Source organism: Streptomyces cavernicola (assembly GCF_029968035.1).
Taxonomy (GTDB): domain Bacteria; phylum Actinomycetota; class Actinomycetes; order Streptomycetales; family Streptomycetaceae; genus Streptomyces; species Streptomyces cavernicola.
In genome coordinates, this window is record NZ_JASCIQ010000047.1 from 1 (window position 1) to 19,995 (window position 19,995).

The following is a 19,995-nucleotide window of genomic DNA, read 5'->3' on the forward strand; positions in this document are numbered from 1 at the left end:
GGCCGGGGCCCCCCCCCCCGCACCCCCCAACGCACCTACCCCAGCGCCGACTTGACGACATCCGCCAACCGCTCGGCAACCGACCGAGCCTGCTCGATGTCAGCCGCCTCGACCATCACCCGAACCAACGGCTCGGTCCCGGAAGGCCGAAGCAACACCCGCCCGGTGCCCCCGAGTTGACGCTCAGCCTCACCCACCGCATTGGCCAGCTCGGCCGAAGTGGCCACCCGGGACTTGTCCACGTCCGGAACGTTGATCAGCACCTGCGGCAGCCGCCGCATCACACCGGCCAGCTCCTTGAGGCTGCGCCCGGTCTGCGCGACACGAGCCGCCAGCATCAGCCCGGTCAGCGTGCCGTCCCCGGTCGTCGCGTGGTCGAGGATGATCACGTGCCCGGACTGCTCGCCGCCGAGCGCGTAACCGTTCTCCTTCATCGACTCCAGGACGTACCGGTCGCCGACAGCGGTCTGCACCAGCGCGACGCCCTCGGCCTCCATCGCCAGCTTGAAGCCCAGGTTGGACATCACCGTCGCCACCACGGTCTCCCCGCGCAGCGCCCCCCGCTCCCGCATCGCGAGCGCGAGCACCGCGAGGATCTGGTCGCCGTCCACCTCGTCACCGGTGTGGTCCACGGCCAGGCAGCGGTCCGCGTCACCGTCGTGCGCAATGCCCAGGTCGGCCCCGTGCTCGACGACCGCGGCGCGCAGCAGCTCCAAGTGGGTCGAGCCGCAACCGTCGTTGATGTTCAGGCCGTCCGGCTCCGCGCCGATCGTGACGACCTCGGCCCCGGCCCGCGCGAACGCCTCCGGCGAAACCCGCGCGGCCGCGCCGTGCGCCTCGTCGAGGACGATCTTCAGCCCGTCGAGCCGGTTGGGCAGCACCCCGATGAGGTGCGCCACGTACCGGTCGAAGCCCTCGTCGTACGACTTCACGCGGCCGACGCCCGCACCCGTGGGCCGCTCCCAGGGGGCGCCGGTGCGGTGCTCCTCGTACAGCGACTCGATGCGGTCCTCGAGGTCGTCGGCCAGCTTGTGGCCGCCGCGCGCGAAGAACTTGATGCCGTTGTCCGGCATGGCGTTGTGGCTCGCGGAGAGCATCACGCCGAGGTCCGCGCCGAGCACCCCGGTGAGGTACGCGACGGCCGGCGTCGGAAGGACGCCCACGCGCAGCACGTCCACACCGGCACTGGCCAGGCCCGCCACCACGGCGGCCTCCAGGAACTCCCCGGACGCTCGCGGATCACGCCCGACCACGGCCGTCGGCCGATGCCCCTCGAACGTGCCCGCCTCGGCGAGTACGTGAGCCGCCGCGACGGAGAGTCCGAGCGCCAGCTCAGCCGTCAGATCCGCGTTGGCGACACCGCGCACGCCGTCCGTGCCGAAGAGTCGTCCCACTGGTGTCCTCCGTACGTTCATGAAGCCTTCGGAGCGAGTCTGATGCTCCGAACTTCCGCTGTTGAGCGCCTCTTGTCGTTATACGCCCAACGCGCTGAGTGACACGAACGCCCCGGCAGCACAGAGCGTGCCGCCGGGGCGTTCGAGGTGCAGTGTGCAGGCAGCGATTAGCGCTTGCTGTACTGCGGGGCCTTACGGGCCTTCTTGAGACCGGCCTTCTTGCGCTCGACCGCACGGTCGTCACGCTTCAGGTAACCGGCCTTCTTCAGGGCGCCGCGGTTGTTCTCCACGTCGGCCTCGTTCAGGGCGCGGGCGACACCGAGACGGAGCGCACCGGCCTGACCGGAGACGCCGCCACCCGAGATGCGGGCGATGACGTCGTAACGGCCGTCCAGCTCGAGCACCTTGAAGGGCTCGTTGACTTCCTGCTGGTGGACCTTGTTCGGGAAGTAGTCCTCGAGCGTGCGCCCGTTGACCTTCCACTTGCCGGTGCCCGGGACGATCCGGACGCGGGCGATGGCGTTCTTGCGACGGCCCAGGCCGGCGGCCGGCTGCGGGTCGCCGAAGCGCGCGGCGTTGGACTCCGAGGTGTACTCGCCCTCGACGGGCGCGTCCGACTCGGTGGTGTACTGCTCTACGTCGACGATCTCGGTCTCTTCGACCGGCGTCTCAACGGTGGTCTCGGCCACGATTCTCCTCAGATCTTTCTTTACGTCTTAGGGGCTGTGGCCGGAGTTACTGCGCGACCTGGGTGATCTCGAACGGCACCGGCTGCTGGGCAGCGTGCGGGTGCTGGTCGCCCGAGTAGATCTTCAGCTTCGAGAGCATCTGACGACCCAGGGAGTTCTTGGGGATCATGCCCTTGACGGCCTTCTCGACTGCCTTCTCCGGGTTCTTGTCGAGAAGCTCGTCGTAGCGCACCGAGCGGAGACCGCCCGGGTAGCCGGAGTGGCGGTAGGCCATCTTCTGGGTCTTCTTGTTGCCGGACAGGTGGACCTTGTCAGCGTTGATGATGATGACGAAGTCGCCCATGTCCATGTGCGGGGCGTAGGTCGGCTTGTGCTTGCCTCGCAGGAGGTTCGCCGCCGTGGTCGCCAGACGGCCCAGGACGATGTCCTGCGCGTCGATGATGTGCCACTGGCGAGTGACATCGCCGGGCTTGGGGCTGTACGTACGCACTTCGTAGCCTTCGCTTCTTCAGTGGATGGGGTCCAGACACACGGCACCCAGGAAGCGATCATGCAGCTGGGGCCCACAATGCCGGGGACGCTGACCCGTATGCGAGCCACTGGTAACTGCTCCAGGGAACCTACGTAAGGCCCATTCGCGTGAGAACGAGGAAGCCAATACGTATCAAGAGCCGAGAGTACCCGCGCCGCCCCGTACGGGTCAAAACGCACCCCTGGCGACCGGCGCCGACAGGAGGGCGGGCCGGGCGCTCCCGGCCGGGTCGCACATCCCACATCACCCCTGCGTAACGCCCGCCCCACCCCGCACCCCGCAGCCCTTAGGATGCGGCCCATGAGCTTTGGGCAAGGGGGGCCTCAGTGGGGGCCCGGCGCACCGCAGGAACCCCAGTCGTCTCAGGCCCCCGACTGGGCGGCCCTCGCAGACGCATCTGAGGCGAGCAACAAGCGCAAGAAGTGGCTGATGATCGGCGGCGGCGCACTGGCGACGGCCGTGATCGCCGGCATCGTCGCGACCGCCGTGGTCTCCGCCAACAGCAAGAACGAGGCGAAGAACCCGGAGGAGCTGCCCGCCTCCGAGTCCATCCCGAACAGCACGGACTCGGCGGGCCCGACCTTCGCCGAGACCAAGGCGCCGCCGCTGCCGGACCCGAAGGAGTTCATCTCCGACGCGAAGAAGGACAAGGCGCCGCTGTCCGTCCGGTCGCTGTTCCCCGGCACCAAGTTCACCAAGGGCACCGAGGTCTACAAGAAGGGCGCGACGTCCGCGACCAAGAAGTGCGCGGCCGCCACCCAGGGCACCCTCGGCGGCGTCCTGAACGCCAACGACTGCGAGCGCCTGATGCGCGTCACGTACACGAAGGACGGCGTCGCGGTCACCATCGGCGTCGCGGTCTTCGAGAACGAGGCGCAGGCCCGCAAGGCCAAGGACCAGGCGGACAAGAAGGGCAACGTCACCTCCCTGCCCGGCAAGGGCGTCCCGTCCTTCTGCCGTACGTCGACGTGCTTCACGACCATCAACTCGTACGGCCGCTACGCCTACTTCACGACGGCCGGCTTCACCGACGGCAAGGCCGTCACGGAGAAGGACGAGAACGTCTTCACCGTCGCCAAGGACCTGCAGGGCCTCGCCTTCCAGCAGATCCACAAGCGCGGCGAGATGCAGGCCTCAGCAGCAGCCGGCCTCGGCTAGCCCGCCCGAAGTCCCGGGCAGCGAACGCTTGTTGCGGGCCTCGCGGTTGCGCGCGGCGAGCAGCTCGTCGGCGGGGTAGCCGACTTCCTCCAGGGTCAGGCCGTGCGGTCGTACGACGTGCACGGCCGAGTCCCGTACCCGCGCGGCGAGGACCTTGCCCGGCCAGTCGCTGTCCCGGTGCCCGTCGCCGACGAACAGCAGCGCGCCGATCAGCGAGCGCACCATGTTGTGGCAGAACGCGTCGGCCCGCACAGTCGCGGTGATGATCCCGTCGTCCCCGCGCACCAGGCTGAGCTCCTGCAACGTACGGATGGTCGTGGCGCCCTCGCGCTTCTTGCAGTACGCCGCGAAGTCGTGCTCGCCGAGCAGCTGCCGGGCGGCCGCGTTCATCGCGTCGACGTCCAACTCCCAGTCGTGCCACAGGACATGGCCGCGCAGCAGCGGGTCGACGCCACCGGGGTGGTCGGTGACGCGATAGGCGTACCGCCGCCAGATCGCCGAGAACCGCGCGTTGAACCCGGCCGGCGCCTCCTCGGCCGACCAGATCCGCACATCGTGCGGCAGCCGTCCGGCGAGCCGCCGCAGCAGCTTCTCCCGGTGCTCGGCCCACAGCTCCGCGGGCAGGTCGACGTGCGCCACCTGGCCGCGGGCGTGCACCCCGGAGTCGGTGCGCCCGGCGACGGTCAGCTCGAAGGTCTCCTTCGACCGCGTCACCGTACGCAGCGCGTCCTCGATCTCGGCCTGTACGGTCCGCTGCCCCTCGCGCTGCTTGGCCCAGCCGGAGAAGTCCTTGCCGTCGTACGACAGGTCGAGCCGTACGCGTACGAACCCGTCGGCCACTTCGTCACTCACCCAAAGATCCCTTCCCACAACGGAAAGCGGGCCCACCCCCACTGGGGCGGGCCCGCTTCACACCTGGAGCCTGCTGGCTCAGGCCTCCGTGGACTCCGCAGCCTCGGCGTCCTTGGCGGCGCGCTTGGTCGCGGCCTCGGCCTCACCGGTGGCCTCCTGGGCCACGGTCAGGGCCTCCACCAGCTCGATGACGGCCATGGGCGCGTTGTCGCCACGGCGGTTACCGATCTTGGTGATACGGGTGTAGCCACCCGGGCGGTTCTCGTACCGCGGGCCGATCTCGGTGAAGAGCGTGTGCACGATGCTCTTGTCCGTGATGGTCTGCAGCACCTGGCGACGGTTGTGGATGTCGCCCTTCTTCGCCTTGGTGATCAGGCGCTCCGCGACCGGACGCAGACGACGCGCCTTGGCCTCGGTGGTGGTGATGCGGCCGTGCTCGAAGAGGGCCTTGGCGAGGTTCGCCAGAAGCAGCTTCTCGTGCGCGGCGCTGCCGCCGAAACGGGCTCCCTTGGTGGGACGCGGCATGGTGTTTCTCCTAGGTGTCTGCCCCGGCCGTATCAGGTACCGGAGTCAGTGTCCGAGCAGGCGGTTACCTGTCGGAGATCCGGGGCGAGCCCCGGAAAGGGGCGCGGGGCGGTGTCGATTTGCGACTCCGTCGCGCGAGCGCGACAAGCCACAGCGCACCCGCACCCGAGAACGGACCGGAAGGCCCGAGCTCTTAGTACTGCTCGGTCTCCACGAAGCCCGCATCCGCGTCGTCGTCCGCACCGAAGGCGTCCGCGGCAGCGGTCGGGTCGAAGCCGGGAGGCGAGTCCTTGAGCGCGAGGCCCATACCGGCCAGCTTCGCCTTGACCTCGTCGATCGACTTCGCACCGAAGTTGCGGATGTCGAGCAGGTCGGCCTCGGAACGAGCCACGAGCTCACCCACGGAGTGGATGCCCTCGCGCTTGAGGCAGTTGTACGACCGAACGGTGAGCTCGAGCTCCTCGATCGGCAGCGCCAGGTCGGCGGCAAGGGCGGCGTCCGTCGGGGACGGGCCCATGTCGATGCCCTCGGCGTCGATGTTGAGCTCGCGGGCCAGACCGAACAGCTCGACCAGGGTCTTACCGGCCGACGCCATGGCGTCACGCGGACGCATGGCCTGCTTGGTCTCGACGTCGACGATCAGCTTGTCGAAGTCGGTGCGCTGCTCGACACGCGTGGCCTCGACCTTGTACGTGACCTTCAGCACCGGCGAGTAGATGGAGTCGACCGGGATACGGCCGATCTCCTGGCCCACCTGCTTGTTCTGCACGGCGGAGACGTAGCCGCGACCGCGCTCGACGGTCAGCTCCATCTCCAGCTTGCCCTTGCCGTTGAGCGTGGCGAGGACGAGGTCGGGGTTGTGCACCTCGACACCGGCCGGGGGCGCGATGTCGGCGGCGGTGACCAGACCCGGGCCCTGCTTGCGCAGGTACATCACGACCGGCTCGTCGTGCTCCGAGGAGACGACCAGCTGCTTGATGTTGAGGATCAGGTCGGTGACGTCCTCCTTGACGCCCGGCACGGTGGTGAACTCGTGCAGGACACCGTCGATGCGGATGGATGTGACCGCCGCACCCGGGATCGAGGAGAGGAGCGTACGGCGCAGGGAGTTGCCGAGGGTGTAACCGAAGCCCGGCTCCAGCGGCTCGATGACGAACCGGGAGCGGAACTCGTCGACGACCTCTTCGGTCAACGAGGGACGCTGAGCGATCAGCATGAAGTGATTCCTTCAGTCGTGGGCACCCACTATTTGATGCCCGACTAGTACTGCAAGGGTACGGGCGGCACGGCCCCTTGCGAGAGCCGTACCGCCCGAAAACCTGAGACCAAGCGGTCTGCGACGACCCGAAGGTCAGACGCGACGACGCTTGGGGGGACGGCAGCCGTTGTGCGGCGTCGGCGTGACGTCCTGGATCGAGCCGACCTCGAGGCCGGTGGCCTGCAGGGAGCGGATGGCGGTCTCGCGACCGGAACCCGGGCCCTTCACGAAGACGTCGACCTTGCGCATGCCGTGCTCCTGCGCGCGACGGGCAGCCGACTCGGCGGCCATCTGCGCGGCGAAGGGGGTCGACTTACGCGAGCCCTTGAAGCCGACGTGGCCGGCGGAGGCCCACGAGATCACGTTGCCGGTCGGGTCCGTGATGGACACGATCGTGTTGTTGAACGTGCTCTTGATGTGCGCGTGGCCGTGAGCGACGTTCTTCTTTTCCTTGCGGCGCACCTTCTTGGCAGCGCCCTGACGACCCTTGGGGGGCATCTATAACTCCTACGGGAGGTGGTCGGTCCTACAGCGAAGACCGCGTGGTCAAGCGTCCGCTGAGGACTACTTCTTGCCCGGCTTCTTCTTACCGGCGATGGCGCGACGCGGGCCCTTGCGGGTGCGAGCGTTGGTGCTGGTGCGCTGACCGTGCACGGGCAGGCCACGACGGTGACGCAGACCCTGGTAGCAGCCGATCTCGACCTTGCGGCGGATGTCGGCCTGAACCTCACGACGGAGGTCACCCTCGGTCTTGATGTTGCTGTCCACGTACTCGCGGATCTTGACCAGGTCCTCTTCGGACAGGTCACGAACGCGGGTGTTGGGGTTCACGCCAGTGGCGGCCAGCGTCTGCTGGGAGAGCGTCCGGCCAATGCCGAACACGTAGGTGAGGGCGACCTCCACGCGCTTTTCGCGCGGGATGTCAACACCGGAAACGCGTGCCATTTAATGGCTCCAGTTGAATTGTCGGAGGTCTTCCACAGGGCCGCTCCCGCCCGCCGTCCACTCCTTGCGGAGCTTCGGTACGAACCGGGTCCCCGGCCTCCGACCGGGGGTGTCGCCCTCCATCACTGAAGAGAGGCGGGTCCTGCGTATGTACGTATCGCTATGCGTCGCGCGAAGATCTGCGGATGCAGACCTGCGTCAGCCCTGGCGCTGCTTGTGGCGCGGGTTGTCGCAGATGATCATGACTCGGCCGTGACGGCGAATCACCCTGCACTTGTCGCAGATCTTCTTGACGCTCGGCTTGACCTTCATTGGGTGAGGTTCTCCGGGTCAGGTGCCACCACCCCGCCAGGAGCGGGATGCAGGCAAGATCTACTTGTACCGGTAGACGATCCGGCCACGCGTCAGGTCGTACGGAGACAGCTCCACCACGACCCGGTCGTCAGGGAGGATGCGGATGTAGTGCATGCGCATCTTGCCGCTGATGTGTGCCAGGACCTGGTGGCCGTTCTGGAGCTCGACCTTGAACATGGCGTTCGGCAGAGACTCGACGACAGTGCCCTCGATCTCGATGGCACCTTGCTTCTTGGCCACGCTTTGCCCTTCGAATCGACTACCTTGATCGACTTCCTCGCTGGCCGCCTGCCTGACATGCGGTTGACATGCAGACATACGGATACACGAGAGCCGACGAGTCAGTCTACGTCAGAGCACCCGGAAACACGAATCCGGAAAGAATGCCCCGAACGAGAGATCCTTAAGCAGCCGACTAGGCCAGCGGATCCGGTGCGGTCGTGATCCCGTACTCCGCGAGCTTCGCCTTGCCCCCGTCGCGCGCCGTGAGGACCAGCGGGCCCTGTTCGGTCAGCGCGATCGAGTGCTCCCAGTGCGAGGACCAGGTGCCGTCGGTGGTGACCACCGTCCAGTCGTCCTCCAGCACGTTCGTCCGCGGTGTGCCGAGGCTCACCATCGGCTCGATGGCCAGGCACATACCGGGGACCAGCTTCGGGCCGCGGCCGCGCCGGCGCTCGACGTAGTTCAGGACGTGCGGGTCCATGTGCATCTGCGAGCCGATGCCGTGGCCGCCGTAGTCCTCGACGATGCCGTACTTGCCGGTGGCGGGGCGGGGCTGGCGGCGGATGTACGACTCGACGGCCTTGGAGATGTCGACCAGTCGGTTGCCCTGCTTCATCGCCGCGAGGCCGGCCCACATCGACTCCTCGGTGACCCGCGACAGCTCGATCAGCTCGGGCGCGTGCCCGGAGCCGACGAACGCGGTGTACGCGGCGTCGCCGTGCCAGCCGTCGATGATCGCGCCGCAGTCGATGGAGATGATGTCGCCGTTCTCCAGCACGACGTCCTCACTCGGGATGCCGTGGACGACGACCTCGTTCTTGGAGGTGCAGATCGTGGCCGGGAAGCCGCCGTAGCCAAGGAAGTTGGACTTCGCGCCGTGCTCCGCGAGCACCTTGCGCGCCACGTCGTCCAAGTCCTTCGTGGTCGCGCCCGGGACGGCCGCCTCGCGGGTGGCCTCGTGGATGGCGGCGACGACAAGCCCCGCCTCACGCATCTTCGCGATCTGCTCGGGAGTCTTGATCTCCACCATGACCTGCTGTGCCTTCCGCCGCTGTTCTCGGTAGTACCGCTGGATCTCAACAGTACGGCCGCGGGGACCATTCGGTCACCGCGGCCGTACTTACTGCATGCTGCTGTGTGGTTGTGCCGCCAGGTCCTAAGCGGACTTCTGCAGCGCCGCCATCGCCCGGTCCGTCACATCGGCGACCTCGCCGAGCGCGGAGATCGTGACCACCAGGCCCTGGGCGCGGTAGTAGTCGATGATCGGCTCGGTCTCGCTGTGGTAGACCTCGAGGCGCTTGCGGACGGTGTCTTCCTTGTCGTCACCGCGCTGGTACAGCTCGCCGCCGCAGACGTCGCAGACGCCCTCGGCCTTCGGCTGCTTGTACTCGACGTGGAAGACGTGCGCCGAGTCGTTGCGGCAGATGCGGCGGCCGGCGATGCGCTTGACCACCTCGTCCTCGGGGACCTCCAGGTCCAGGACCGCGTCCAGCTTCACGCCGTCGACCTTGAGCGCCTCGTCGAGCGCCTCGGCCTGCGACACGTTGCGCGGGAAGCCGTCGAGCAGGAAGCCGTTCTCGGCGTCGGGCTGGGCCATACGGTCCTTGGCCATGCCGATGGTGACCTCGTCCGGAACCAGGTTGCCGGCGTCCATGTAGGACTTGGCCAGCTTCCCCAGCTCCGTCTGCTGGCTGATGTTGGCGCGGAACAGGTCGCCCGTGGAGATGTGCGGGATCGACAGGTTCTTGGCGAGGAACGCGGCCTGCGTTCCCTTGCCCGCACCGGGCGGTCCGACGAGGACGATACGCATCAGCGGAGGAACCCTTCGTAATTACGCTGCTGGAGCTGACTCTCGATCTGCTTCACGGTTTCCAGACCCACACCCACGATGATCAGGATGCTCGTCCCGCCGAACGGGAAGTTCTGGTTTGCTCCGAAGCCCGCCAACGCCATCGTCGGCACAAGAGCGATCAAGCCCAGGTACAGCGACCCCGGCCAGGTGATCCGGTTGAGCACGTAGCTCAGGTACTCAGCAGTGGGTCGGCCAGCCCGGATGCCCGGGATGAAGCCACCATACTTCTTCATGTTGTCGGCGACTTCCTCGGGGTTGAACGAGATAGCCACGTAGAAGAAGGCGAAGAAGACGATAAGGAGGAAATAAAGCGTGATGTGCACCGGAGCGTCCGTTGGCTCCAGGTTGTTCCGGATCCACTGGGCCCAACCGGCCTGAGAATTGCCGGAGAACTGCACGATCAACGCCGGAATGTAGAGCAGCGACGAAGCGAAGATGACAGGAATCACACCGGCCTGGTTCACCTTCAACGGGATGTACGTCGAGGTGCCACCGTAGGAACGGCGACCGATCATGCGCTTCGCGTACTGCACCGGGATACGGCGCTGGGCCTGCTCGACGAAGACGACCAGGGCGACCATGGCCAGGCCGACCAGGATCACGGTGCCGAACTCGATCCAGCCGCCCGCGAGGTCACCCTGCTGCTTGATGGCCCACAGGGCGCCGGGGAAGCCGGCCGCGATCGAGATGAACATCAGGATCGACATGCCGTTGCCGATGCCGCGGTCGGTGACGAGCTCGCCGAGCCACATCACGACGGCCGTACCGGCGGTCATCACGATGACCATGGTGATGGTCACGAAGATCGACTGGTCAGGAACGATCTCACTGGCGACCGGGCATCCCTGGAAAAGAGCGCCGCTGCGGGCGGTGGCCACGAGGCCGGTGCCCTGCAGAACGGCGAGGGCGACCGTCAGATAACGCGTGTACTGCGTGATCTTGGCCTGCCCCGACTGCCCTTCCTTCTTCAGCGCTTCCAGACGCGGAATCACGACGGTCAGCAGCTGCAGGATGATGCTTGCCGTGATGTACGGCATGATGCCCAACGCGAAAATGGTGATCTGCAGAAGCGCACCACCACTGAACATGTTGACCAGCGACAGCAGACCCTGCTGGCTCTGACTCGCCTGGTCCATACAGACCTGGACGTTCGAGTAGCTGACGCCCGGAATCGGGATGTGCGCACCGATCCGGTAGATCACGATCATGCCGAGTGTGAAGAGCAGCTTCTTGCGCAGGTCGGGCGTTTTGAACGCACGGGCGAACGCGGTGAGCACGGTGCCTCCTGCGACCCCCGCGCTACTGCGTCAGAGGTGACGGTCTTGAGGATCGACAAATACGTATCAGGCAAGAACCGGGCGGTGAGCCATAAGCAGACCGCACGGAAAGTAGCAAGTGCACGCCACCTTACCGGCGGACGCGCCCCCCTTGGAACGACCAACCGGGGATGCCCCTTTTGTGAGGCACCCCCGGTGGGATCGTTCAAGTCATCGAGACCTCGTCGGAGTTAACTCAGACGAGCTCGGTGACGGTACCGCCCGCGGCGGTGATCTTCTCCTTGGCGGAGCCGGAGACGGCGTCGACCGTCACCTGCAGCGCCACGGAGACCTCGCCCTGGCCGAGGACCTTGACAAGGCTGTTCTTGCGAACGGCGCCCTTGGCGACGAGACCCTCGACGGTGACCTCGCCACCCTCCGGGTACAGCGCGCTCAGCTTGTCGAGGTTCACGACCTGGTACTCGGTCTTGAACGGGTTCTTGAAGCCCTTCAGCTTCGGAAGACGCATGTGGAGGGGCATCTGGCCACCCTCGAAGCGCTCCGGAACCTGGTAACGGGCCTTCGTACCCTTGGTACCGCGACCTGCCGTCTTACCCTTCGACGCCTCACCACGACCGACACGGGTCTTGGCGGTCTTGGCGCCGGGGGCCGGACGGAGGTTGTGGACCTTCAGCGGGTTCTGCTCCGCCATGTCAGACCTCCTCAACCTTCACGAGGTGGCGGACGGTGTGCACCATGCCGACCACTCCGGAGGTCGCCTCACGGACGACGCTGTCGTTGATCTTCTTGAGACCAAGCGTGCGCAGCGTGTCCCTGTGGTTCTGCTTGCTGCCGATAACAGACTTCGTCTGCGTGATCTTGAGCTGTGCCATTACGCACCAGCCCCGGCACGCGCACGCAGCAGAGCCGCGGGGGCGACGTCCTCGAGCGGCAGACCACGGCGAGCCGCGATCTCCTCGGGACGCTGCAGACCCTTCAGGGCCTCCACGGTCGCGTGCACGATGTTGATCGCGTTGTCGGAGCCGAGCGACTTCGACAGGATGTCGTGAACGCCGGCGCACTCGAGCACGGCGCGCACCGGACCACCGGCGATAACACCGGTACCCGGGGACGCGGGCTTGAGCAGCACGACGCCGGCAGCCTTTTCACCCTGGATCGGGTGCGGGATGGTGCCCTGGATACGGGGGACCTTGAAGAAGTGCTTCTTGGCCTCCTCAACACCCTTGGCGATGGCGGCCGGCACCTCCTTGGCCTTGCCGTAACCGACACCCACGGTGCCGTCACCGTCGCCCACCACGACCAGCGCGGTGAAGCTGAAGCGACGACCACCCTTCACAACCTTGGCGACGCGGTTGATCGCGACAACGCGCTCAACGTACGCGGTCTTCTCGGCGGCAGCAGCGCCACCGTCGCGACCCTTCCGGTCCCGCCGCTCGCCGCCACCGGCACCGCCACCGCGGCGCTGGGGTCCAGCCATTGGAATTACCTCTCTCTTTTTCCGCTAGCTACGGAACCAGAACTCAGAACTTGAGTCCGGCTTCGCGGGCGGCGTCCGCCAGGGCGGCGATGCGCCCGGCGTACTGGTTACCACCACGGTCGAACACGACAGCCTCGACACCGGCGGCCTTGGCACGCTCGGCGACCAGGGCGCCGACCGACTTGGCCTGCGCGGACTTGTCGCCCTCGCCGCCGCGGATCGAAGCGTCCAGGGTCGAGGCCGACGCGAGGGTGTGACCCTTCACGTCGTCGATGACCTGGGCGACGATGTTGCGGTTCGAGCGGGTGACGACCAGGCGCGGACGCTCCGCCGTACCGGAGATGTTCTTCCGGATACGGATGTGGCGGCGCTTGATGGCAGCACGCTTGTAAGCGTCGCCCTTCAGGATCTTCTGCCCGTATGCCATGGCTTACTTACCCGCCTTTCCGACCTTGCGGCGGATGACTTCGCCCTCGTACTTGACACCCTTGGCCTTGTACGGGTCGGGCTTGCGCAGCTTGCGGATGTTGGCCGCAACCTCGCCGACCTTCTGCTTGTCGATGCCCTCGACCGAGAACTTGGTCGGCGACTCGACCTTGAAGGAGATGCCCTCGGGCGCCTCGATCAGGATCGGGTGGCTGTAGCCGAGCGAGAACTCCAGGTTGGAGCCCTTCGCCAGGACGCGGTAACCGACACCGCTGATCTCGAGCTTCTTCACGTAACCCTGGGTCACGCCGGTGATCATGTTCGCCACCAGCGTGCGGGACAGGCCGTGCAGGGCCTTGTTCTGACGCTCGTCGTTGGGGCGGGTGACGTTCAGGACGCCGTCCTCACCCTTGGCGATCTCGATCGGCGACACAACGGTGTGGGTCAGCGAGCCCTTGGGGCCCTTGACCTGGACCGTCTGGCCGTCGATGGTGACGTCCACGCCGGCGGGAACCGTGATGGGGAGCTTGCCAATACGCGACATAGCTGTTTCCTCCGTTCCCTTCCGTTACCAGACGTAGGCGAGAACTTCTCCGCCTACGCCCTTCTTGCCGGCCTGCTTGTCGGTCAGGAGACCGTGCGACGTGGAGATGATCGCCACGCCGAGGCCACCGAGGACCTTGGGCAGGTTGGTGGACTTCGCGTAAACCCGGAGACCGGGCTTGGAGATCCGCTTGATGCCCGCGATGGAGCGCTCACGGTTCGGGCCGAACTTCAGCTCGAGAACGAGGTTCTTGCCGACCTCGGCGTCCTCGACCTTCCAGCCCGTGATGAAGCCCTCCTGCTGGAGGATCTCCGCGATGTGCGACTTGATCTTGGAGTGCGGCATCGACACCTGGTCGTGGTATGCCGAGTTCGCGTTCCGCAGACGCGTAAGCATGTCTGCGATCGGATCAGTCATGGTCATGAATTGGCCTTCGGCCTCTCTCGCCGGGGTTTCCTGTATGCGCCATCCCTCTCCCCACTCAGAGGCAGGACGGGTGCGGCGCGGGGACCTACGGCGTAGTAAGTCGGTCAGGGCGGCAGACGCCCAACCCACACAGCCTAAGCCATGCGGGGAGGGCCATCTGCCGACCCTTTGCTTACCGAGAGATCCGGCTAATCCCCAAGTAGGGGATTACCAGGAGCTCTTGGTCACGCCCGGCAGCTCGCCACGGTGAGCCATCTCACGGAGGCACACGCGGCACAGGCCGAACTTGCGGTACACGGAGTGCGGGCGGCCGCAGCGCTGGCAGCGGGTGTAGCCACGCACACCGAACTTGGGCTTACGAGCAGCCTTGGCAATCAGAGCCTTCTTCGCCATCTCGCTCACGCCTCCTTGAACGGGAAGCCGAGGTGACGCAGAAGGGCACGGCCCTCGTCGTCGTTGGTCGCCGTGGTGACCACGGTGATGTCCATACCCCGGACGCGGTCGATCTTGTCCTGGTCGATCTCGTGGAACATGACCTGCTCCGTGAGACCGAAGGTGTAGTTGCCACGGCCGTCGAACTGCTTGGGGGACAGACCACGGAAGTCGCGGATGCGCGGCAGCGCGAGCGACAGGGTGCGGTCCAGGAACTCCCACATGCGGTCGCCACGGAGCGTGACGTGGGCACCGATCGGCTGGCCCTCACGCAGCTTGAACTGCGCGATGGACTTGCGGGCCTTGGTGACGGCCGGCTTCTGACCGGTGATCGTGGTGAGGTCGCGGATGGCGCCCTCGATCAGCTTGGAGTCGCGGGCGGCGTCGCCCACACCCATGTTGACCACGATCTTGACGAGGCCGGGAACCTGCATGACGTTCTCGTACTTGAACTCGTCACGCAGCTTGCCCGCGATCTCCTCGCGGTACTTCTGCTTCAGACGCGGGCTGGTGGTGGTCGTCATCAGATGTCCTCACCCGTCCGCTTGGCAACGCGGATCTTGTTGCCTTCGTCGTCGAAGCGGTAACCGACACGCGTGACGACCTTGTTGCCGTCCTTCTCCACGACCAGCTGGACGTTGGAGACGTGGATCGGGGCCTCGGTCGTGACGATGCCGCCGGCCTGCGAGCCGGAGGCCGTGGGGCCGGCCTTGGTGTGCTTCTTGACCCGGTTGACACCCTCGACCAGGACGCGCTCGTCGCGCGGGTAAGCGGCAATGACCTTGCCCTGCTTGCCCTTGTCCTTACCGGTGATGACCTGGACCAGGTCGCCCTTCTTGATCTTCATGCTTACAGCACCTCCGGCGCGAGCGAGATGATCTTCATGAACTTCTTCTCGCGCAGCTCACGGCCGACCGGGCCGAAGATACGGGTGCCACGAGGGTCGCCGTCGTTCTTCAGAACAACAGCGGCGTTCTCGTCGAAGCGGATGTACGAGCCGTCCGGACGGCGGCGCTCCTTGACGGTGCGAACGATGACCGCCTTGACGACGTCACCCTTCTTCACGTTGCCACCGGGGATCGCGTCCTTGACGGTGGCGACGATGACGTCACCGATGCCCGCGTAGCGGCGACCCGAGCCACCGAGAACACGGATGCAAAGGATTTCCTTCGCACCAGTGTTGTCGGCGACCTTGAGTCGCGACTCCTGCTGGATCACGTCTATCTCCTGTTTGTCTGCCGGTTCCCCCGGGGCAGTTCAGCGAACTGCCCCGGGAGCCTGGCGGAACGAACTCCGAGGGGGATGCCCCTCGGAGAATTACTTGGCCTTCTCGAGGATCTCGACGACGCGCCAGCGCTTCGTCGCAGACAGCGGACGCGTCTCCATCAGGAGGACGCGGTCGCCGACGCCCGCGGCGTTCTGCTCGTCGTGTGCCTTGAGCTTGTTCGTACGGCGGATGACCTTGCCGTACAGCGCGTGCTTGACGCGGTCCTCGACAGCGACGACGACGGTCTTGTCCATCTTGTCGCTGACGACCAGACCCTCACGGGTCTTGCGGAAGCCGCGGGCGGCAGTCTCTTCAGTCACGTTCTTCTCGCTCATCAGGCGTTCTCCACCGTCTCGATGCCGAGCTCACGCTCACGCATGAGGGTGTAGATACGGGCGATGTCCTTGCGGACGGCCTTGAGCCGGCCGTGGTTCTCGAGCTGTCCCGTCGCCGCCTGGAAACGGAGGTTGAACAGCTCTTCCTTGGCCTCGCGAAGCTTGGCGACAAGCTCCTCGTTGCCGAGCTCACGGAGCTCGGACGCCTTGGTTCCGGCCGACATCACACTTCACCTGCCTCGCGCTTGACGATCCTGCACTTCATCGGCAGCTTGTGCGCCGCACGAGTCAGCGCCTCGCGCGCGATCTTCTCGTTGGGGTACGACAGCTCGAACATCACGCGTCCGGGCTTGACGTTGGCGATCCACCACTCCGGCGAACCCTTACCGGAACCCATGCGGGTCTCGGCGGGCTTCTTGGTGAGGGGGCGGTCCGGGTAGATGTTGATCCAGACCTTGCCGCCACGCTTGATGTGACGCGTCATGGCGATACGAGCGGCCTCGATCTGACGGTTCGTCACGTACGCCGGGGTGAGCGCCTGGATGCCGTACTCGCCGAACGCAACCTGCGTGCCACCCTTGGACATACCGCTGCGCTTCGGGTGGTGCTGCTTGCGGTGCTTGACCCTACGGGGGATCAGCATTTCGGTCAGGCCTCCGTTCCGGTGCTCTCAGCAGCCGGAGCGGCAGCGGCGGGAGCGTCGGCCTTGGGGGCCTCGGCGGCCGGAGCCTGCTGCTGCTGCGGCTTGCGACCGCGACCGCCACGCTCGCCACCGCGGCCACCACGGGCCGGGCGGTCGGAGCCGCCACCGCGAGCCGGGCGGTTACCCGCACGGGCGGCAGCGTTCTCGGCGCGGACCTCGGCGATGTTCTTGACGTCGCCCTTGTAGATCCAGACCTTCACGCCGATGCGGCCGAAGGTCGTCTTGGCCTCGAAGAAGCCGTAGTCGACGTTCGCGCGGAGCGTGTGCAGGGGCACGCGGCCCTCGCGGTAGAACTCCGAGCGCGACATCTCGGCGCCGCCGAGACGTCCGCCGCACTGGATCTTGATGCCCTTGGCACCCGCCTTCATGGCCGACTGCATGCTCTTACGCATGGCGCGACGGAAGGAGACGCGGGAGGACAGCTGCTCGGCAACGGCCTGGGCAACCAGCTGAGCGTCCGTCTCGGGGTTCTTGACCTCGAGGATGTTCAGCTGGACCTGCTTGCCGGTGAGCTTCTCGAGGTCACCGCGGATGCGGTCGGCCTCGGCGCCACGGCGGCCGATGACGATGCCCGGACGGGCGGTGTGGATGTCCACGCGGACACGGTCACGGGTGCGCTCGATCTCAACCTTCGAGATGCCGGCGCGCTCCATGCCGGACGTCATCATCCGACGGATGGCGACGTCTTCCTTGACGTAGTCCTTGTACAGCTTGTCGGCGTACCAACGCGACTTGAAGTCGGTCGTGACACCGAGCCGGAACCCGTGCGGGTTTACCTTCTGGCCCATTACCGGGTTCCTTCCTTGCTGCTGACGACCACGGTGATGTGGCTGGTCCGCTTGCGGATCCGGTAGGCACGGCCCTGGGCGCGCGGACGGAACCGCTTCAGGGTCGGGCCCTCGTCGACGTACGCCTCGCTGATGAACAGCGAGGAGGCGTCCGTGTGGTCGTAGTTGTGCGCGGCGTTGGCAATGGCGCTGTCAAGCACCTTGCCGACCGGCACAGACGCGGCCTGCGGGGCGAAACGCAGGACGGCCTGGGCCTCCGTGGCATCCATGCCACGGATGAGGTCCACCACACGGCGGGCCTTCATGGGCGTGACGCGGATGTACCGCGCCTGGGCCCTGGCTTCCATGGTTGTCCCTTCGGTGTTCTTCATCAGTCTTTGCACCCGCCTCGTCAGCGACGCTTCGACTTGCGGTCGTCCTTGACGTGGCCGCGGAAGGTGCGGGTCGGCGCAAACTCGCCGAGCTTGTGGCCGACCATCGACTCGGTGACGAACACCGGGATGTGGGTCTTGCCGTTGTGCACCGCGATGGTGTGGCCCAGCATCGCCGGGATGATCATCGAGCGACGGGACCAGGTCTTGATGACGTTCTTGGTGCCGGCTTCGTTCTGTACGTCCACCTTCTTGATCAGGTGGTCGTCGACGAAGGGCCCCTTCTTCAGGCTACGAGGCATCTCAACCCGTCCTTAGCGCTTCTTGTTCGTCTTGCGGCGGCGGACGATGTACTTGTTCGACGCCTTCTTGGGCGAACGAGTACGGCCTTCCTTCTTGCCCCAGGGCGAGACCGGGTGGCGACCACCGGAGGTCTTGCCCTCACCACCACCGTGCGGGTGGTCAACCGGGTTCATCACGACACCACGAACGGTGGGTCGGACGCCCAGCCAGCGCTTGCGGCCGGCCTTACCCCAGTTGATGTTCGACTGCTCGGCGTTGCCGACCTCGCCGATGGTGGCGCGGCAGCGGACGTCGACCAGACGGATCTCTCCGGACGGCATGCGGAGGTGGGCCATCGAGCCCTCCTTCGCAAGCAGCTGCACGGAGGCACCCGCGGAGCGGGCGAACTTCGCGCCACCACCGGGACGGAGCTCGATCGCGTGGATCGTGGTACCGACCGGGATGTTGCGGAGCGCCAGGTTGTTGCCGGGCTTGATGTCGGCGCCGGGGCCGTTCTCGATCCGGTCGCCCTGGTTCAGGCCACGCGGAGCGATGATGTAGCGCTTCTCGCCGTCTGCGTAGTGCAGCAGCGCGATGCGCGCGGTGCGGTTGGGGTCGTACTCGATGTGCGCGACCTTCGCCGGCACGCCGTCCTTGTCGTGACGACGGAAGTCGATCACTCGGTAGGCGCGCTTGTGGCCACCGCCCTGGTGGCGGACGGTCACACGACCGGAATTGTTACGGCCGCCCTTGCTGTGCAGGGGGCGGACCAGCGACTTCTCCGGCGTGGACCGCGTGATCTCGACGAAGTCGGCTACGGAGGAGCCACGACGGCCCGGCGTAGTCGGCTTGTACTTGCGGATTCCCATTTCTCAGTCCTCGTCCGATATCGGACCAGGGCGCTCCGTTAGGAGGCCTGGCCGAAGATGTCGATACGGTCGCCCTCGGCGAGGGTCACGATGGCGCGCTTGGTGTTGGCGCGCTTGCCGAAACCGGTGCGGGTGCGCTTGCGCTTGCCCTGGCGGTTGATCGTGTTGACCCCGGTGACCTTGACCGAGAAGACCGCCTCGACGGCCTGCTTGATCTGGGTCTTGTTGGCGCCGGGCGCGACGATGAACGTGTACTTGTTCTCGTCGAGCAGGGCGTAGCTCTTCTCCGAAACAACCGGCTTGACGAGAACGTCGCGCGGGTCGGTGAAGGTCTTGCTGGTGACGGTGGCCTCAGACATCAGGCCTCGCTCCCTTCGGTCTCAGCGGCCTTGGGGCCAGCGACGAAGGAGTCGAAGGCGGCCTTGGTGAAGACCACGTCGTCCGAGACGAGCACGTCGTACGTGTTCAGCTGGCCCGGCTCCAGGATGTGCACCTGGGGCAGGTTGCGGGCGGACAGCAGGGCCTTCTCGTCCTCGCGGGTGACGACCAGGAGCACGTTCTTGCGCTCGCTGACCTTGCCCAGGAGGGTCTTGGCGGCCTTGGTGGAGACGTCGCCCGCGACCACGTCGGACACGACGTGGATGCGGTTGTGACGGGCCCGGTCGGTGAGGGCACCGCGCAGGGCGGCGGCCTTCATCTTCTTCGGGGTCCGCTGCGAGTAGTCACGCGGCACGGGGCCGTGGACAACGCCACCGCCGGCGAACTGCGGCGCACGGGTCGAACCCTGGCGCGCGCGGCCGGTGCCCTTCTGGCGGTACGGCTTGCGGCCACCGCCGCGGACCTCGCCGCGAGTCTTGGTCTTGTGCGTGCCCTGGCGGGCAGCGGCCAGCTGCGCGACAACAACCTGGTGGATCAGCGGAACGCTGACCTTGGCGTCGAAGATCTCCGCGGGGAGCTCGACGGACCCGGCCTTGTCGCCAACCGGCGAAAGGATGTCAATGGTGCTCATCGGTTACC

Annotated in this window: 33 protein-coding genes; 1 reads left to right on the forward strand and 32 read right to left on the reverse strand. The window is 66.4% G+C overall.

Translation table 11 applies throughout. The features are described 5' to 3' along the window. Nucleotides 1-35: 35 nt before the first annotated feature. The 3 genes from glmM to rplM form a co-directional block, all read right to left on the reverse strand. The gene (gene glmM, locus QIS96_RS32275) at nt 36-1,394 is read right to left on the reverse strand and encodes a phosphoglucosamine mutase (protein ID WP_282546391.1); all 1,359 of its coding nucleotides are present in this window, start codon (nt 1,392-1,394) and stop codon (nt 36-38) included. A gap of 167 nt (nt 1,395-1,561) precedes the next feature. After that, nucleotides 1,562-2,083, reverse strand: a complete 522-nt coding sequence (rpsI, locus tag QIS96_RS32280; RefSeq protein ID WP_282535580.1) for a 30S ribosomal protein S9 — start codon at nt 2,081-2,083, stop codon at nt 1,562-1,564. A gap of 46 nt (nt 2,084-2,129) precedes the next feature. After that, nucleotides 2,130-2,573, reverse strand: coding sequence for a 50S ribosomal protein L13 (gene rplM / locus QIS96_RS32285; protein WP_282546392.1), 444 nt, complete (start codon nt 2,571-2,573; stop codon nt 2,130-2,132). Nucleotides 2,574-2,915: 342 nt separating this feature from the next. On the opposite strand from rplM, the gene QIS96_RS32290 reads away from it, so the two are divergent. Then, a complete protein-coding gene (locus QIS96_RS32290; RefSeq protein WP_282546393.1) occupies nt 2,916-3,773 on the forward strand; it encodes a hypothetical protein in 858 nt (285 codons plus the stop codon). Here the strand turns inward: QIS96_RS32290 and truA are convergent. The 29 genes from truA to rplD all read right to left on the reverse strand — a co-directional run bounded on the left by truA (nt 3,750) and on the right by rplD (nt 19,987). Beyond that, a complete protein-coding gene (gene truA / locus QIS96_RS32295) occupies nt 3,750-4,625 on the reverse strand; it encodes a tRNA pseudouridine(38-40) synthase TruA (RefSeq protein WP_282546394.1) in 876 nt (291 codons plus the stop codon). The genes QIS96_RS32290 and truA overlap by 24 nt on opposite strands. Nucleotides 4,626-4,703: 78 nt before the next feature. Then, entirely contained in the window at nt 4,704-5,150 is a 447-nt protein-coding gene (gene rplQ, locus QIS96_RS32300) for a 50S ribosomal protein L17 (protein WP_282546395.1), read from the reverse strand. A 193-nt stretch (nt 5,151-5,343) separates the two neighbouring features. Beyond that, complete coding sequence (locus QIS96_RS32305) at nt 5,344-6,366, reverse strand: DNA-directed RNA polymerase subunit alpha (RefSeq protein ID WP_003966937.1); 1,023 nt, start codon at nt 6,364-6,366, stop codon at nt 5,344-5,346. A gap of 135 nt (nt 6,367-6,501) precedes the next feature. Next, nucleotides 6,502-6,906 (reverse strand): 30S ribosomal protein S11, encoded by a 405-nt coding sequence (rpsK, locus tag QIS96_RS32310; protein WP_003948617.1) that lies wholly within the window; start codon nt 6,904-6,906, stop codon nt 6,502-6,504. Between the two features lie 66 nt (nt 6,907-6,972). Beyond that, on the reverse strand, nt 6,973-7,353 hold the full coding sequence (rpsM, locus tag QIS96_RS32315) for a 30S ribosomal protein S13 (RefSeq protein ID WP_282546396.1): 381 nt from the start codon (nt 7,351-7,353) through the stop codon (nt 6,973-6,975). A 198-nt stretch (nt 7,354-7,551) separates the two neighbouring features. Continuing rightward, nucleotides 7,552-7,665 carry a 50S ribosomal protein L36 gene (gene rpmJ / locus QIS96_RS32320; protein WP_003948619.1) on the reverse strand — a complete coding sequence of 38 codons (114 nt, stop codon included), beginning with the start codon at nt 7,663-7,665 and terminating at the stop codon, nt 7,552-7,554. A gap of 60 nt (nt 7,666-7,725) precedes the next feature. Continuing rightward, a complete protein-coding gene (gene infA, locus QIS96_RS32325) occupies nt 7,726-7,947 on the reverse strand; it encodes a translation initiation factor IF-1 (protein WP_003948620.1) in 222 nt (73 codons plus the stop codon). A 175-nt stretch (nt 7,948-8,122) separates the two neighbouring features. Further along, a complete protein-coding gene (gene map, locus QIS96_RS32330; protein WP_282546397.1) occupies nt 8,123-8,959 on the reverse strand; it encodes a type I methionyl aminopeptidase in 837 nt (278 codons plus the stop codon). A 126-nt stretch (nt 8,960-9,085) separates the two neighbouring features. Continuing rightward, nucleotides 9,086-9,739 carry an adenylate kinase gene (locus tag QIS96_RS32335; RefSeq protein WP_282546398.1) on the reverse strand — a complete coding sequence of 218 codons (654 nt, stop codon included), beginning with the start codon at nt 9,737-9,739 and terminating at the stop codon, nt 9,086-9,088. Further along, nucleotides 9,739-11,058: a preprotein translocase subunit SecY gene (secY, locus tag QIS96_RS32340; RefSeq protein WP_282546399.1), complete on the reverse strand. Its 1,320-nt coding sequence runs from the start codon at nt 11,056-11,058 to the stop codon at nt 9,739-9,741. The genes QIS96_RS32335 and secY overlap by 1 nt, the downstream gene beginning before the upstream one ends. 235 nt (nt 11,059-11,293) lie before the next feature. Then, nucleotides 11,294-11,749 carry a 50S ribosomal protein L15 gene (rplO, locus tag QIS96_RS32345; RefSeq protein WP_055698230.1) on the reverse strand — a complete coding sequence of 152 codons (456 nt, stop codon included), beginning with the start codon at nt 11,747-11,749 and terminating at the stop codon, nt 11,294-11,296. 1 nt (nt 11,750) lies between these two features. Beyond that, nucleotides 11,751-11,930, reverse strand: a complete 180-nt coding sequence (gene rpmD, locus QIS96_RS32350) for a 50S ribosomal protein L30 (protein WP_282546400.1) — start codon at nt 11,928-11,930, stop codon at nt 11,751-11,753. Then, on the reverse strand, nt 11,930-12,535 hold the full coding sequence (rpsE, locus tag QIS96_RS32355) for a 30S ribosomal protein S5 (protein ID WP_030788249.1): 606 nt from the start codon (nt 12,533-12,535) through the stop codon (nt 11,930-11,932). Before rpsE ends, rpmD begins: the two co-directional genes overlap by 1 nt. 43 nt (nt 12,536-12,578) lie before the next feature. Further along, nucleotides 12,579-12,962 carry a 50S ribosomal protein L18 gene (gene rplR / locus QIS96_RS32360; RefSeq protein ID WP_266598919.1) on the reverse strand — a complete coding sequence of 128 codons (384 nt, stop codon included), beginning with the start codon at nt 12,960-12,962 and terminating at the stop codon, nt 12,579-12,581. Between the two features lie 3 nt (nt 12,963-12,965). Further along, nucleotides 12,966-13,505: a 50S ribosomal protein L6 gene (gene rplF / locus QIS96_RS32365; protein ID WP_282546401.1), complete on the reverse strand. Its 540-nt coding sequence runs from the start codon at nt 13,503-13,505 to the stop codon at nt 12,966-12,968. Between the two features lie 24 nt (nt 13,506-13,529). Next, on the reverse strand, nt 13,530-13,928 hold the full coding sequence (gene rpsH / locus QIS96_RS32370; RefSeq protein ID WP_282511156.1) for a 30S ribosomal protein S8: 399 nt from the start codon (nt 13,926-13,928) through the stop codon (nt 13,530-13,532). Nucleotides 13,929-14,138: 210 nt separating this feature from the next. Beyond that, complete coding sequence (locus QIS96_RS32375; protein ID WP_003948630.1) at nt 14,139-14,324, reverse strand: type Z 30S ribosomal protein S14; 186 nt, start codon at nt 14,322-14,324, stop codon at nt 14,139-14,141. A 5-nt stretch (nt 14,325-14,329) separates the two neighbouring features. After that, on the reverse strand, nt 14,330-14,887 hold the full coding sequence (rplE, locus tag QIS96_RS32380; protein WP_282546402.1) for a 50S ribosomal protein L5: 558 nt from the start codon (nt 14,885-14,887) through the stop codon (nt 14,330-14,332). Beyond that, a complete protein-coding gene (gene rplX / locus QIS96_RS32385) occupies nt 14,887-15,210 on the reverse strand; it encodes a 50S ribosomal protein L24 (protein ID WP_018543913.1) in 324 nt (107 codons plus the stop codon). Before rplX ends, rplE begins: the two co-directional genes overlap by 1 nt. Nucleotides 15,211-15,212: 2 nt before the next feature. Beyond that, a complete protein-coding gene (gene rplN / locus QIS96_RS32390; RefSeq protein ID WP_282546403.1) occupies nt 15,213-15,581 on the reverse strand; it encodes a 50S ribosomal protein L14 in 369 nt (122 codons plus the stop codon). Nucleotides 15,582-15,680: 99 nt separating this feature from the next. Continuing rightward, nucleotides 15,681-15,965, reverse strand: a complete 285-nt coding sequence (rpsQ, locus tag QIS96_RS32395; RefSeq protein ID WP_282546404.1) for a 30S ribosomal protein S17 — start codon at nt 15,963-15,965, stop codon at nt 15,681-15,683. After that, a complete protein-coding gene (gene rpmC / locus QIS96_RS32400) occupies nt 15,965-16,189 on the reverse strand; it encodes a 50S ribosomal protein L29 (RefSeq protein ID WP_030759371.1) in 225 nt (74 codons plus the stop codon). Before rpmC ends, rpsQ begins: the two co-directional genes overlap by 1 nt. Then, nucleotides 16,189-16,608 carry a 50S ribosomal protein L16 gene (rplP, locus tag QIS96_RS32405; protein WP_282546405.1) on the reverse strand — a complete coding sequence of 140 codons (420 nt, stop codon included), beginning with the start codon at nt 16,606-16,608 and terminating at the stop codon, nt 16,189-16,191. The genes rpmC and rplP overlap by 1 nt, the downstream gene beginning before the upstream one ends. Before the next feature lie 5 nt (nt 16,609-16,613). Further along, nucleotides 16,614-17,456, reverse strand: a complete 843-nt coding sequence (rpsC, locus tag QIS96_RS32410) for a 30S ribosomal protein S3 (protein WP_282535569.1) — start codon at nt 17,454-17,456, stop codon at nt 16,614-16,616. Beyond that, a complete protein-coding gene (gene rplV / locus QIS96_RS32415; protein ID WP_009327087.1) occupies nt 17,456-17,803 on the reverse strand; it encodes a 50S ribosomal protein L22 in 348 nt (115 codons plus the stop codon). Before rplV ends, rpsC begins: the two co-directional genes overlap by 1 nt. Before the next feature lie 44 nt (nt 17,804-17,847). Further along, on the reverse strand, nt 17,848-18,129 hold the full coding sequence (gene rpsS / locus QIS96_RS32420) for a 30S ribosomal protein S19 (RefSeq protein ID WP_282546406.1): 282 nt from the start codon (nt 18,127-18,129) through the stop codon (nt 17,848-17,850). 12 nt (nt 18,130-18,141) lie between these two features. Further along, nucleotides 18,142-18,978, reverse strand: a complete 837-nt coding sequence (gene rplB, locus QIS96_RS32425; protein ID WP_282546407.1) for a 50S ribosomal protein L2 — start codon at nt 18,976-18,978, stop codon at nt 18,142-18,144. A gap of 38 nt (nt 18,979-19,016) precedes the next feature. Next, nucleotides 19,017-19,337: a 50S ribosomal protein L23 gene (gene rplW, locus QIS96_RS32430; protein ID WP_282546408.1), complete on the reverse strand. Its 321-nt coding sequence runs from the start codon at nt 19,335-19,337 to the stop codon at nt 19,017-19,019. After that, nucleotides 19,337-19,987, reverse strand: a complete 651-nt coding sequence (gene rplD, locus QIS96_RS32435) for a 50S ribosomal protein L4 (RefSeq protein ID WP_282546409.1) — start codon at nt 19,985-19,987, stop codon at nt 19,337-19,339. The genes rplW and rplD overlap by 1 nt, the downstream gene beginning before the upstream one ends. Nucleotides 19,988-19,995 lie beyond the last annotated feature (8 nt).

Bases quoted from the DNA above. Each gene is read 5' to 3' on its own strand.
- QIS96_RS32290 (WP_282546393.1), top strand. From the start codon at position 2,916: ATGAGCTTTGGGCAAGGGGGGCCTCAGTGGGGGCCCGGCGCACCGCAG.
- rplQ (WP_282546395.1), bottom strand. From the start codon at position 5,150: ATGCCGCGTCCCACCAAGGGAGCCCGTTTCGGCGGCAGCGCCGCGCAC.
- QIS96_RS32305 (WP_003966937.1), bottom strand. From the start codon at position 6,366: ATGCTGATCGCTCAGCGTCCCTCGTTGACCGAAGAGGTCGTCGACGAG.
- rpsK (WP_003948617.1), bottom strand. From the start codon at position 6,906: ATGCCCCCCAAGGGTCGTCAGGGCGCTGCCAAGAAGGTGCGCCGCAAG.
- rpsM (WP_282546396.1), bottom strand. From the start codon at position 7,353: ATGGCACGCGTTTCCGGTGTTGACATCCCGCGCGAAAAGCGCGTGGAG.
- rpmJ (WP_003948619.1), bottom strand. From the start codon at position 7,665: ATGAAGGTCAAGCCGAGCGTCAAGAAGATCTGCGACAAGTGCAGGGTG.
- map (WP_282546397.1), bottom strand. From the start codon at position 8,959: ATGGTGGAGATCAAGACTCCCGAGCAGATCGCGAAGATGCGTGAGGCG.
- QIS96_RS32335 (WP_282546398.1), bottom strand. From the start codon at position 9,739: ATGCGTATCGTCCTCGTCGGACCGCCCGGTGCGGGCAAGGGAACGCAG.
- rplO (WP_055698230.1), bottom strand. From the start codon at position 11,749: ATGGCGGAGCAGAACCCGCTGAAGGTCCACAACCTCCGTCCGGCCCCC.
- rpmD (WP_282546400.1), bottom strand. From the start codon at position 11,930: ATGGCACAGCTCAAGATCACGCAGACGAAGTCTGTTATCGGCAGCAAG.
- rpsE (WP_030788249.1), bottom strand. From the start codon at position 12,535: ATGGCTGGACCCCAGCGCCGCGGTGGCGGTGCCGGTGGCGGCGAGCGG.
- rplR (WP_266598919.1), bottom strand. From the start codon at position 12,962: ATGGCATACGGGCAGAAGATCCTGAAGGGCGACGCTTACAAGCGTGCT.
- rplF (WP_282546401.1), bottom strand. From the start codon at position 13,505: ATGTCGCGTATTGGCAAGCTCCCCATCACGGTTCCCGCCGGCGTGGAC.
- rpsH (WP_282511156.1), bottom strand. From the start codon at position 13,928: ATGACCATGACTGATCCGATCGCAGACATGCTTACGCGTCTGCGGAAC.
- QIS96_RS32375 (WP_003948630.1), bottom strand. From the start codon at position 14,324: ATGGCGAAGAAGGCTCTGATTGCCAAGGCTGCTCGTAAGCCCAAGTTC.
- rplE (WP_282546402.1), bottom strand. From the start codon at position 14,887: ATGACGACCACCACCAGCCCGCGTCTGAAGCAGAAGTACCGCGAGGAG.
- rplX (WP_018543913.1), bottom strand. From the start codon at position 15,210: ATGAAGATCAAGAAGGGCGACCTGGTCCAGGTCATCACCGGTAAGGAC.
- rpsQ (WP_282546404.1), bottom strand. From the start codon at position 15,965: ATGAGCGAGAAGAACGTGACTGAAGAGACTGCCGCCCGCGGCTTCCGC.
- rpmC (WP_030759371.1), bottom strand. From the start codon at position 16,189: ATGTCGGCCGGAACCAAGGCGTCCGAGCTCCGTGAGCTCGGCAACGAG.
- rplP (WP_282546405.1), bottom strand. From the start codon at position 16,608: ATGCTGATCCCCCGTAGGGTCAAGCACCGCAAGCAGCACCACCCGAAG.
- rpsC (WP_282535569.1), bottom strand. From the start codon at position 17,456: ATGGGCCAGAAGGTAAACCCGCACGGGTTCCGGCTCGGTGTCACGACC.
- rplV (WP_009327087.1), bottom strand. From the start codon at position 17,803: ATGGAAGCCAGGGCCCAGGCGCGGTACATCCGCGTCACGCCCATGAAG.
- rpsS (WP_282546406.1), bottom strand. From the start codon at position 18,129: ATGCCTCGTAGCCTGAAGAAGGGGCCCTTCGTCGACGACCACCTGATC.
- rplB (WP_282546407.1), bottom strand. From the start codon at position 18,978: ATGGGAATCCGCAAGTACAAGCCGACTACGCCGGGCCGTCGTGGCTCC.
- rplW (WP_282546408.1), bottom strand. From the start codon at position 19,337: ATGTCTGAGGCCACCGTCACCAGCAAGACCTTCACCGACCCGCGCGAC.
- rplD (WP_282546409.1), bottom strand. From the start codon at position 19,987: ATGAGCACCATTGACATCCTTTCGCCGGTTGGCGACAAGGCCGGGTCC.